An 11,885-nucleotide genomic window follows, 5' to 3' on the forward strand; every position below is an offset into this window, starting at 1 on the left:
GCCTGTTTTACGAATGAGAGTACCCTCTATGCACAGGCGGCCTGACCCCAAGCGCCACACAGCACCATCCGTCAACTATTAAATACCTTTGTTAATAAGCAACAAAGGAATCAGGCATTTGAGCTAATATGCTTTGTTTTCTATTTTCAGCGCCCCCGCATCCTCACGAAGGCGTTTGCCCTGCGCCGCCTTTAGGAGGAGCTCTTCAGCACCCGCCCGGACCTCTCTTTTCCCCCGTTATCGACGATGCAGACCCGTTCAACCTTGAATCCTCGAAGCTATCTGAGGGAGAGATTGTCTTTATGGAAAGCGAACGGGGCTGGGAAGGCCGCGATTGCGGTCAACGCCTTCTTCCTTGCGCTTTTTCTCGTCTTTGTTCCCATTGAGCGGGAACCCTTCCGGAGCATCGCGAGGCGAAAGGCCTATTTCTACCCGCAGGTCGACTTCGATCGTCCCCGGCTTCTTGATCCGCTGAGGCTCTTCATTCAGACCTTCTGGCTTCTCTTCGTGAAGCCGTCGGACCCGTACCACCCCGTGCGCTCGCCCTGGTCGCGGCTCGTCGAAGCGGTCGTGCGGATTCTCCGCGCTTTGGGCGCCGTCATTTCCCGCATCGGCTCCGCATGGGGCGCCTTCTGCCTCGCGCTCGTAAGGCGCCTTCCGGCGCTTTCGGATCAGGGAGAAAAGAGCGAGGGCGGCTCGGGGCGCGGACAGACCTTCCTCGTCTGGACGATCGTGCTCCTCGGGCTTGCGCTTGCGGCGCTCTGCATCACGCAGCCCTTTACGCTCGAAGGGCAGGTGATCTTCCTCTCCTTCATGTTCTTCTCGATGATCGCGCTCGTGCGGGTGAAGGCGCGCATCACGCTCATGCTTCTCTTCGTGATTTCGATCGTCGTCTCGGGGCGCTATCTCTGGTGGCGCGCTACGGCGACCCTCAACACGAATACGTGGCTCGACGTACTTTTTACGTCGCTTCTGCTCGGTGCCGAACTCTACGCCTTCGCGGTGATGTGCTTTGGCTACTTCCAGGTCTGCTGGACGCTCGACCGCAAGATCTGTCCGCTCCCTGAGGACCGCTCGGTCTGGCCCGACGTCGACGTCTTCATTCCGACCTACAACGAGTCGCTCGACGTCATCAAACCCACGGTTTTCGCCGCGCTCAACCTTGACTGGCCGAAGGAAAAGCTCCACGTTCACATCCTCGACGACGGGAGCCGCGATGCCTTCCGGCAGTTCGCCGACGAGGTGGGCGCCGGCTACATCAAGCGCGACGAACACAAGCACGCGAAGGCGGGCAACATCAATCACGCCCTGACCGTTACCTCGGGCGAGCACATCGTCATCTTCGACTGCGACCACGTGCCTTCGAAGGACTTCCTCGTTTCGACCGTGGGCTGGCTCGTGAAGGACCCGAAGATCGCGCTCGTGCAGACGCCGCATCACTTCTATTCGCCCGACCCCTTCGAAAAGAACATGCACCTCGACCGGGCGCTCCCGATCGAGAATTCGCTCTTTCACGACTTCATCCAGAAGGGAAACGACACCTGGAACGCCACGATGTTCTGCGGGTCGTCGGCTGTCATGAGAAGAAAGGCGCTCCTCGAGGTCGGCGGCATCGCCGTCGAGACGGTGACGGAGGACGCGCACACGTCGCTCAAGCTCAACCGCCGCGGCTGGAAGTCGGCCTTTATTGAGCGCCCGGTCGCCTCGGGGCTCTCCACCGACACGCTTGCCGCCCATATCGGACAGCGCATCCGCTGGGCCCGAGGGATGATCCAGATCCTGAGGCTCGACTGCCCGCTCCTCGGACGCGGGCTCACGCTTGCGCAGAGGCTTTGCTTCTTCAACGCAATGCTTCACTTCCTCCACGGGCTTCCGCGCATCATCTTCCTGCTTGCGCCCTTGCCCTACATGCTCGCCGACGTGTACGTGATCTATGCGACCGCCGCATCGATCTTCGCCTACGTCATTCCGCACATGGTGCATTCCGCGGTGACGAACCAGCGCCTGCAGCACGGGTACCGCTATCCCTTCCTCTCGGGCGTCTATGAGACGGTGCTTGCCTGGTACATCCTGATCCCGACGACGGTTGCCCTCATTGCGCCCAAAATCGGCAAATTCAACGTGACCGCCAAGGGCGGCACGATCGACAGCAAGTACCTTGACTGGCATATCTCGAAGCCCTATCTGGTGCTGATTGCGCTCAATTTCGCGGGTCTTCTCGCGGGCTTCTGGAAGGCCTTCGCCTCGCCCGATCCTGAATACCTGACGCTCGCCATCAACATGGGCTGGATCGTCTACAACCTGATGGTTTTGGGCGCCACGATGGCCGTTGCCGTCGAGGACGTGCAGAAGGACAAATTCCCGCGCGTGCCGCTGAGCCTCTCCGCGAAGGCGACGCTTGCCGATGGTTCTGAACTCCCGGTCGAGGTCTGCGAATTCTCCCAGGAAGGCGTGCGCGTGCTCGCGCCCGAGGGGAATGAAGCGGCATTTGCGGCGCTTCAGAAGATGCCCGCCGGAGAAACCCTTCAGATTGAGCTTCCCGCCGATGACGGAAGAACGGAAGTCTTCCGCGCGAACGTCGCTCCGGAAGACCCGACGCGAACGGATCTCCCGAAGGGCGGGCGCGACCTTGTTTTCAAGTTCGAAGGCTATGCCGACGAGCGGCGCTTCAATTCGCTCACCTTCTCGCGGCGCGGGATCTGGGCGAAGAAGCCCGATGAGACGATTGACGACCGCTTCATCACGGGCTTCCTCGAGCTCGGCCGCATTGCGCTTTACGGCTACCGCTCCATGATCGAGTTCCTCCCCGGGCGGATGCTCCCGGCGCTCCGCGATCTGATCGCGTCGCTCCTCCCGAGAACGCCCCGGCGCGATCAGGATCTCGTGAACCTGCGATGAAAAGAATTCATAAAAATCAATAAAATTAGAAAGTAAACGGACAATTAAGGATGACTCTGAAGATGGAAATCGACGCATTAGGCAGAAGCTGCCTCCTTGCGCTCGCGCTCGGGTGCTCAGGCATTTCAGCTGCCGCGGCGGCCCCCGCGCAGACGCAGGAACCCCCGCAGCCCGTGTGGCGCACGGACGTCGCCGGCAGCCGCATCGAAAAGGCGCCGCTCATCGGACTCGTACTGGGAGGTCAGGCGCGCTCGGTGAGGCTCTCGGGACTCTCCCGCACGCAGTTCTTCGACTTCGGCGTTCGCGCGGACGAGGTTGTTTCGCGCGCCTCCCTCGATCTCGCCTTCACGGTTTCCGCGTCGGTCCTGCCTCAGGTGTCGCAGCTCAACTTCTTCGTGAACGGCGTCCTGCAGCAGTCCGTCAATTTGACGAAGGAAATGATCGGGACGCCCGCGAAGCTTTCGGTGCCGCTCAACCCCAAGGCGCTCAATTCCCGCAATCAGATCTCGATTGAATTCATCGGCCACATCAAGTCCGTCTGCGAGAACCCGGCCGACGAATCGCTCTGGCTCGACATTTCAAACGAAAGCACCCTCGTGCTCGAGAAGTCGAGCATTCGTCTTGCAAACGACATGACGAAGCTGCCTCTCCCCTTCGTCGACACGAATACGATGGAGGCGACGAAGCTTCCCTTCGTCTTCCCGGAAGCTCCGGACGCAAGGACGAAGGAAGCCGCGGCGATTCTCGCGAGCTGGACGGGCCGCATGACCAACTGGCGCGGCGCGGACTTCCCCGTTCTTTACAATGCGCTCCCCGGGCCGCAGCATTTCGTCGTCTTCGCAACGAACGACAAGAGGCCGAATTTCCTCGCCGGCTTCCCGAAGGTTGAAGGGCCTCAGGTCTCGATTGCCGATGCTCCGGGAAGCCTCTCGGCCAAGATGCTCGTGATTGCCGGGCGCGACGAGGCGGATCTCCTCGCGGCGGCAAAGGCCCTCGTGCGCGAGGGGAACGTCATGATCGGCGACGTCTTCCGTCCGGGGGCGCTCAAGGAAGCGCCCGCCCGCGAAGCCTACGATGCGCCCAACTGGATTCCCGTCGGGAAGACCGTTCCCTTCTCGAAGCTCATGGAATATCCGGGGCAGCTCACGAGCCGCGGCTACAGCATGCCGCCGGTGCAGCTCCCGGTGCGGCTTCCGCCCGACCTCTACATGACGGGGAACGCCAACCTGATTCTTAATGTCCGCTACCGCAGCACGAAGCCCATGACGGGCGAAACGGCGCAGTTCCGGGCGTTCCTCAACGGCTCCCTCATCGATTCCGATCCGATGGCGGCGAAGGACGGCCGGGGCGAGCGCGTGATTGCGCTCCCGGGCTTCTACGGCGCGATTACGGATAATCCGGCGGGGTCGCTCGCCCTCATGACGCAGAACGTTCTCGCGTTCGGCGTCGACTATGAGCGCATTGCCGAGGGCGGGTCGCCTGAAAACTGCAAGTCGATCATGATCCTCCCGCATCAGATGGAGGTGGAGCCCACGTCGACTATTCGCCTAGAGGGGCTTTGGCACCAGGCGAGAATGCCGAACCTGAAGCTCTTCTTCCAGAGCGGCTATCCCTTTACGAAGTTCGCGGACCTCTCTCAGACCGCCGTTCTGATTTCGGACGGCGCTTCGGCGGATGAGGTCTCGACGATGCTCAATGCCGTCGGACGCCTCTCCGCCGTGACGGGCGCCGTTGCCGACAAGGTTCGCGTTGTCTCGAGCGCCAATGACCCGGCGGCGTCCGAGCGCGACATCCTCGCGATCGGCCGCGTCGTCACGCGCATGAGCGACATCAATGCGGAAAATGCCGCCGACCTCCAGGCGCACGTTGAGGAAGCGATCCGCGCGAGAAAGCCCGGCGACGCCTTCCCGGCGCCTGAGGCAAAGGTGCTTGCCGAACCCGTTGCCGCCGTTGTGGGGCTTGAGTCGCCCTTGAAGTCCGGCCGCTCCGTGGTGGCGCTTCTTTCTGAAGGCCCTGCGAGCTCGCTCGAACTCAATTCCCGCCTTGTGAAGCCGGGCGACCTCAACAACGTGGGCGGCACCGTCGCCGTCGTGAGTCCGGGGAGCGTCACGGAATTCTCCGTGGGCGACCGCTATGTCGTGGGCGACCTCCCCTGGTACCACCGCGTCTGGATGCGGCTCTCGCGCCATCCGGGCTGGCTTGTTGTCTGCGCGCTCGTATCTGCCCTCGTGATCGGCTTTGCCGCCTTCGTCTTCATGCGCCGCTGGGTTGGAAGGAGAGCCTGATGAAAAAGACCCTTTTAATGAGCGTTTTTGCCGCCGCGCTTGCGCTTCAGGCGCTCCCGGCAAACGCCTGGAAGCTCTGGGACGACTTCAAGGCCTCCAACATTGAAACCGCGCGCGTCGTCGACTATTCCGACTCGAGGCGCATCACGACAAGCGAAGGGCAGTCCTACGCGCTTTTCTTTGCGCTCGTCGCGAACGACCGGACGGCGTTTGCGGCGCTTTCCGACTGGACGGAAAAGAACCTCTCCGCGGGCGACATCACGAAGGCGCTTCCTTCCTGGCTCTGGGGGCAGACCAGAGCAGGGGACAGGAACGCCTGGGGCGTCATCGACACCAACAATGCCGCCGACAGCGACATGTGGATTGCCTGGTGCTACCTTGAGGCCGGACGTCTCTGGAATAAGAGCGAATACACGGCGAAGGGCCGCGCGATGCTCGAGCTCCTCAAAAAGGAAGTGCGCGACGTTGAGAATCTCGGGAAAGTGATTCTTCCCGGACGCGTGGGGTTTGAGGACAAGAACGGGACGGTGAAGTTGAATCCCAGCTACTATCCGCTCTTCATCCTCCGGCGCTTTGCGCTCGAGGACGCTTACTGGACGGATGTCTACGACGGCTCCCTCAGGATGCTTCTGCGCTCCGCCCCGTCGGGCTTCGCTCCCGAATGGGCGCGCTTCACGAACCAGGGACGGCTCGTGACGCCCGATGCGACGGACTACACGGAAGGGAGCTACAACGCCATCCGCACCTACATGTGGGCCGGCATGATGTCGCCTGAGGACCCGGGGCGCTTCCCGCTCGTCGAACGCTTCCAGCCGATGGTGGATGCGACGAGGAAGCTCAATTTCCCGCCCGAAAAGGTGAATGTCGTCACGGCGGACGTCGAGGCGCCGGGGCCGGCCTATTTCGGCGCCTGTCTTCTCTCGCTTCTCGGCAATGACCGCACGGCGGGCCTCATCCGCACGGTGCTCTCGGCCGAAGGCGTGACGAGGGACCGCTATTACGGGAACGTTCTCGTTCTTTACGGACTCGGCTTTGACGAAGGGCGATTCCTCTTCGACCGCGACGGCCGCCTCGTGATCCGCATGGAAGAGGCGCAGAAATAATGACTCAGGAAAAAACAATCGACCCTAAGGCCCCGTCTTCGGGCGGGCGCACGGCAACTGCCGACGGCCTGATTCTGCCCATTACGGGCCTCGGGGTCTGGAATCTCTACTTCCTCGCGAAGTTCGGACTTGCGTGGGCGGGCTACCTCAATCTCTCGCCCCTCTGGAATGCGCTCTTCATTGCCGCGCTTCTCATTCCGCTCCGCTCAGGCGTTCTGCGGTTCCTGCGCGGAGCAGCCGGCATCGTCTGCGCCTTCATGCTCCTCTGGAGCGAAAGCTGGCTCCCGGGGATTGAAAGCATTACCGCGAACGCGGGCGGCATTGCCGGGTTCTCGTGGAACTACATCCTCGAACTCGCGCTCGACTTCATCAACTGGCAGATGGTCGGCTGCGGCGCGCTCGGCATTCTTCTCTACGTGCTTCTCAGGAACACGATCCGCATCACCTTCGTCACGCTCTGCTGCTTCATCGGCATGACGGTGACGCCGATGGTGGACGCCTTTTTTGCGAAGGACGCCGGCGAGGACAATTCCGTCGTCGCCGCGGCGGACGGGGGCGCTGCCGGCGGGAAGAATCAGGCGGTGTCGGACAGCAAGACCGTGAAGGAATGGTACGAGGCGTTCCTTGCCTACGAAAAGGAGCGCCGCGCGGAATTCCCGACCGGGATTCCGGAGAAGGATACGCCCTTCGACATTCTGCTTCTCAATATCTGCTCGCTTTCGAACGACGACCTCGCGGCGTCGCAGCTCGAGAACCATCCGCTCTTTTCGCGCTTCAACATCCGCTTCGACAACTTCAATTCCGCGACGTCCTACTCGGGACCTGCGGCGCTGAGGCTTTTGACCGGCGCGTGCGGGCAGCCCTCGCACAACGACCTCTACGGCGAAAGGCGGACCGAATGCGAAACGCTCAACCGCCTGGGGGCCTTGGGCTTCTCGCAGCACGTCATGATGGACCATACGGGCGAATACGACGACTTCCTCCAGGTTCTGCGCGACAAGACGGGCCTTTCTGCGCCCCTTGAAAGCAAGGGCCAGCCGATTCCGATCCGCTACATGGGCTTTGACGACGAGGAGCTCGCCGATACGCTCGCGCTCCTTCGCTTCTGGCAGCGCACGACTGCACGCGCGAAGGAAAAGAGAAGCGTCACTTTCATGAACCTCATTTCGCTTCATGACGGCAACCGCCTCCCGCGCCACGGACGCTCGGAAGAGTTCAAGCCCCGCGCGCAGCGGATGTTCGACGACATCAACACCTTCATCCGCGAGCTCGAGCGCACGCGCCGCCGCGTGATGATCGTCCTCGTCCCTGAACACGGCGCTGCCGTCAGGGGCGACCGCATTCAGGCGCCTCGCCTGCGCGACATCCCGACGCTTCGCATCACGGAAGTGCCGACCATGGTGAAGTTCGTGGGCGTGCGGGGATTGCCTGAGCAGCCGATCCACGTGACGGGCGACACGAGCTACCTCGCGCTCACGTCCCTCATCGGCCGCACGATTGAAAAGAACTTCTTCTCGAAATCGGGCGGCGCCGTTCCGCTCGAGGAGCTCGTCCAGAACCTTCCGGAAACCCACCGGGTTTCGGAAAACGGTCAGGCGAAGATCCTTGAACTGAAGGACGTCGAATATCTGAGAAGAAACGACGACTGGAAGCCCTACGGCGGGTGAGCCCGGTCGGAAGGTCCTTTCAAAAATGAAGAGGCCGGCAGCTTGTCCTCGGGCAGGCGCCGGCCTTCGCATAAGAATCTGCGACGGATCGAATGTCAGGAGGAAAACTGCAGCCATGCCTGAACTCCCTGAAGTTGAAGTAACGCGGCGCGGCCTCGCGCCCGCCGTGGTCGGAAAGGTTGTGACGGGAGCCGTGGTTCGCGCGCCGAAGCTCCGGTCGCCTGTGCCCGATCTTGCGGAGTGCCTCTCCGGGAAAAAGCTCGTGAGCCTCGGGCGCCGGGCGAAGTATCTCGTCTGGACTTTCGAAGGAAAGGACGGGAAAAGAGCGTGGCTCGTCACGCACATGGGGATGAGCGGCTCCTGGAGGATCTGGCCGGCCCCTGCGCCCGAACCCCATCGGCACGACCACATCGACATCGATTTCGGCGATACGGTGCTCCGCTATACCGATCCGCGGCGCTTCGGCGACTTCCGCTGGTTTGAGAGGGATCCCTATGACGAGGAGCCGCTCCGGAGTCTTGGGAAAGAGCCCTGGGACGAAGCCGTCACGCCTTCCTGGTTCCTCTCGGAATTGAAGAAAACGTCGAGGCCCGTCAAGGAAGTGCTCCTCTCTGGGAAAATCGTCGTCGGCTGCGGCAACATCTATGCGAGCGAGGCGCTCTTTGAGGCCGGGATCCGGCCGACGAGGCGCGCCGACCGGATTTCCGCGGAACGCACGGAGAAGCTCCTTGCTGCCATCCGGGACGTGCTCTCGAAGGCAATCGCTTCGGGCGGCTCGACGCTGCACGACTTCCACGGACCTGAGGGCGAGACCGGGTGGTTTCCGCTCGCTTGCGCGGTCTATGGACGGGAAGGCGAGAACTGCCCGAAGTGCGGCGGGAAGATCAAAAGAATCGAGCAGGGCGGTCGGTCGACCTTCTTCTGTCCGCACTGCCAGCACTGAAGTTCTGTCTGATTTGCGATCCCAGAAAAATGCCTTCCGGAGGACCGGAAGGCATTTGCGGGAGTTTCGGCACTCTCATGAAGAGCACGGGGAGTCCCGGGTCTTCGTGAGCCGATGCTTAACGGATTTCGTAGCGGACGGCTGCCGGCGCGCCGATGCTCGTCTTGTCGCCGGGCTTCACGCCGCGGAAGGCGTTTTCGGCGTCAGTGCCTTTCTTTACGGCTTCGACCACCTTGTCCTTCATGGCTTCGAGCGCCTTCTCATCCTTCGCGGTGAGAGTCACCTCAAAGGACGCGGAAGCCGCAATGGCGTTGACGGTGGAGCCGCCGTTGAGGTTCGCAATGACGGCATCCGGAAGGGCCTTCTCGATTTCCATTACGCTTCGAGCGGCGGCATGGACGGCATTGGTGTTGCCGTAATTGCCGTTTGAGTGACCGCCGGGACCGCGGAGCGACACTTCGAGTGTCTGCGTTGCGGCAAGTGCGCTTCCCGAGAGGAGAAGCATCAGGAAAAGGGCCGTTCCCTGGGTACGGATCTTAAGCATGGTTCATCTCCCCGGTTATTTGTACATGTCTTCGGTGGTGCGCTCGCCGATAGGCGGCACGCTCGGCTCAATCACGCGGCCGTCGGAAAGCTCGCAGCCCGAAACCAGAAGTCCGGTCATCAGGAACCGCATGATGCGCTTGGCTTCATCCTGGCCGTTTCCGGGAATGCCGTATTCGTACCAGGTGTGGCCGCCGCCGGTCTTCGCAGCCGTGCCCATGTTGAAGTTGATCGTGGGAACGCCGACGGCTGCCGGCACGTTGTCGTTCAAAGAGGCGGCTCTTTCTGTGAGTTCCTTATTCCTGTTGTCGATTCCGATCGTGCGCCCCGTCTGCCAGTAGGCCTGCAGAAGCGGAACGTTGTAGTCGGTTCGCTGATAGGCAGGACGGTCGCCGAACCAGACGAGCTTCATCGTGACGGCATCCTTGTCGCCCGCTTTGAGGCCGTAGGCTGCATTTTCCGCTTCCATGGCCTTCTGGAACTGCGGCTCAATCTGGCTGCGGATCGCAGTGAGCGGTCCCTGGGTCGGGCTTCTCATGTCGACCATGAGCGTGCAGTCGGGGCTTCTCGCGCCCGTTTGGGGCTTGGTGCAGTTGACGACGCCCACGGTGTAGGTGGTGCGCTCAGCCTTCTTGTCGAAGTCGTAGGGCGAATGAATGTCTGAAATCGCCGCAATCGCGCGGCTCACGGCCGAGAGGGCGGAGGGGCGCGGCTTGTCGCCGGGCTTAAAGCCGTCGCGCTCCGAGTACGTGATTTCGAAGCGGTAGGAACCGAGGTAATTCACGATTGAGGAGCCGGGCGTGAGCGAGTCGGCGGCCACATTGGCAACGAAGTTGAGGGCGTTGTTGCCTTTCCCCGTATCCTGGTTGTAGCCGTAGAGCTGCTTCATGCCGCAAAGGTTGCCTTTGCCTTCCTCGCCCGCGGTGCCGCAGAACCAGACGTCGTAGACGGGTTTGATCCCGTACTTCTTCATCATTTTGGCGGCGGTGAGGACCGAGACGGTATTGATCATCGCGTCGCCGAAGCCCGTGACGTAGATGCGGTAGGCGTCGGCCTTCACGGCTTCGTCGAGGTCGTTGAAGCGCCGGTAGGCCTTCTTCCAGTTTTCGTCCTCAATGACGCGGCCGTTCTTGTCGAAGTGAATTTCATCCTTGAGCGCTTCGAGTTCGGCCGGAGTCGCGACGAGAGGCTCCTTCGCCTTCTGGAGCTTCACCGGCACGTAGGGATTTGTTTCAGGCGGAAGTTCCGCGGGGTTCACCGTATCGATGTGGCCTTCGAAAAGGACCTTGGGGAACTGTCCCTTATAGCTTTCCGCGCCCGGACGCTGCGGATAGGTGCCGGGGATTCTCACGCAGACGTTGTAGACGGGCTTCCCGTCGACGATCTGAAGGCCCGCGCCCTTGATGATGCCTTCGGGCGTCGTCATGATGTCTTCGGGCGAAAAGCCCCATTCATTCACAAGGCGCTTCGTGATCTCCTGCTGGCGGCGAAGTTCGAGGCGCGAGGGCGACGCGATGCGCACGAGCTCCATGAGCGTATTGAAGCGCCATTTTTGGCCTTCCTCGCTCTTGAGTTCGTCGTACATCTTCTGGAAGACCGCGTCCTGCCACATGGTCTCGGCGTTCGCCTTCATTTCGGGCGAGACCTGCGGAACGGCAGCCAGCGCCGGAATGCCGAAGGCGAGAAGAAGTGCCGCGGCAGAGAGCTTCAGACGGTTCATGGGGAACCTCCTTTGGGTGATGGTTTTGCGGCTCTGTTTATGCAGAGCGGATTCCCTGCGGAAATCTGCGCCAGAGCTTCGAGATACGGTATCAAGGAGGCTTACCTGCAAGCAAGATGAGGGAAACGATGGGTTGACCGGTGCCGGGAGAGGAAAGGCACCGGAGACGAGCGATGAATTCAACTTGCGCGAAAGGAGGTAGGCCTGAATATACAAGGAAGCGTTGTATCGATACTGAATATGGGGGGTGAGAAAAAGTGTGATGGCACGAGGTTGGAATAAGCTCATTTTTTTCTGTTGGATAGATGATTCCTTCGCGATGGCTTTGTTTTCAAGGGGGGCGCTTATACCTGTTTCAAAAAACTAAGGGATTCTCATATATCTCTCATGTAAACAATATAAATCATAAAATTAATAAAAATACTTAACTGTAGTTGTCATAAAACTACATGTATGACTATTAGTCGTTTATTGACGACTATGATGCAGAAAATTAAACTTTTAACATTAATTGGAGACTTGTGCGGTATTTAATTTTTTGGCCTGAGAAGTGAAATTAAATACTATAAAATAAAATGCGATGATAATAATATATTGCGAGTTGTAAGATGAAAAATCGAGATTTTTGGCCTTTCGACGTTTAGTGTGGACATGTAGCCCGACCGCTACGGTGGCGTGATACCCTTCCAAGGCATGGGAACGGCGGGGAATAACCGGTTATCAGCT

The 11,885-nt window shown here is 60.5% G+C and carries 7 protein-coding genes; 5 read left to right on the top strand and 2 right to left on the bottom strand.

The features are described 5' to 3' along the window. Positions 1–294 precede the first annotated feature (294 nt). From bcsA to mutM, 5 genes are all read left to right on the top strand, one after another. The gene (gene bcsA / locus GBM95_RS09260; RefSeq protein WP_226963255.1) at positions 295–2,898 is read left to right on the top strand and encodes a UDP-forming cellulose synthase catalytic subunit; all 2,604 of its coding nucleotides are present in this window, start codon (positions 295–297) and stop codon (positions 2,896–2,898) included. A 62-nt stretch (positions 2,899–2,960) separates the two neighbouring features. Next, positions 2,961–5,183 (top strand): cellulose biosynthesis cyclic di-GMP-binding regulatory protein BcsB, encoded by a 2,223-nt coding sequence (locus GBM95_RS09265; protein WP_404817501.1) that lies wholly within the window; start codon positions 2,961–2,963, stop codon positions 5,181–5,183. Further along, positions 5,183–6,286 (top strand): cellulose synthase complex periplasmic endoglucanase BcsZ, encoded by a 1,104-nt coding sequence (gene bcsZ / locus GBM95_RS09270; protein ID WP_152158846.1) that lies wholly within the window; start codon positions 5,183–5,185, stop codon positions 6,284–6,286. The genes GBM95_RS09265 and bcsZ overlap by 1 nt, the downstream gene beginning before the upstream one ends. Continuing rightward, a complete protein-coding gene (gene bcsG, locus GBM95_RS09275) occupies positions 6,286–7,953 on the top strand; it encodes a cellulose biosynthesis protein BcsG (RefSeq protein WP_152158847.1) in 1,668 nt (555 codons plus the stop codon). The genes bcsZ and bcsG overlap by 1 nt, the downstream gene beginning before the upstream one ends. A gap of 115 nt (positions 7,954–8,068) precedes the next feature. Next, a complete protein-coding gene (gene mutM / locus GBM95_RS09280) occupies positions 8,069–8,896 on the top strand; it encodes a bifunctional DNA-formamidopyrimidine glycosylase/DNA-(apurinic or apyrimidinic site) lyase (RefSeq protein WP_152158848.1) in 828 nt (275 codons plus the stop codon). Between the two features lie 118 nt (positions 8,897–9,014). Here mutM and GBM95_RS09285 read toward each other — a convergent pair whose 3' ends face one another. Further along, positions 9,015–9,440 (bottom strand): peptidase dimerization domain-containing protein, encoded by a 426-nt coding sequence (locus GBM95_RS09285; protein ID WP_226963256.1) that lies wholly within the window; start codon positions 9,438–9,440, stop codon positions 9,015–9,017. Positions 9,441–9,455: 15 nt separating this feature from the next. After that, complete coding sequence (locus tag GBM95_RS09290) at positions 9,456–11,159, bottom strand: zinc-binding metallopeptidase family protein (RefSeq protein WP_152158849.1); 1,704 nt, start codon at positions 11,157–11,159, stop codon at positions 9,456–9,458. Positions 11,160–11,885: the final 726 nt, after the last annotated feature.

Source organism: Sutterella seckii (assembly GCF_009183815.1).
Classification (GTDB): Bacteria; Pseudomonadota; Gammaproteobacteria; order Burkholderiales; family Burkholderiaceae_F; genus Sutterella; species Sutterella seckii.

Excerpts from the sequence above, each read along its gene's own strand:
- GBM95_RS09265 (WP_404817501.1), top strand. The coding sequence starts at position 2,961 with ATGGAAATCGACGCATTAGGCAGAAGCTGCCTCCTTGCGCTCGCGCTC.
- bcsZ (WP_152158846.1), top strand. The coding sequence starts at position 5,183 with ATGAAAAAGACCCTTTTAATGAGCGTTTTTGCCGCCGCGCTTGCGCTT.
- bcsG (WP_152158847.1), top strand. The coding sequence starts at position 6,286 with ATGACTCAGGAAAAAACAATCGACCCTAAGGCCCCGTCTTCGGGCGGG.
- mutM (WP_152158848.1), top strand. The coding sequence starts at position 8,069 with ATGCCTGAACTCCCTGAAGTTGAAGTAACGCGGCGCGGCCTCGCGCCC.
- GBM95_RS09285 (WP_226963256.1), bottom strand. The coding sequence starts at position 9,440 with ATGCTTAAGATCCGTACCCAGGGAACGGCCCTTTTCCTGATGCTTCTC.
- GBM95_RS09290 (WP_152158849.1), bottom strand. The coding sequence starts at position 11,159 with ATGAACCGTCTGAAGCTCTCTGCCGCGGCACTTCTTCTCGCCTTCGGC.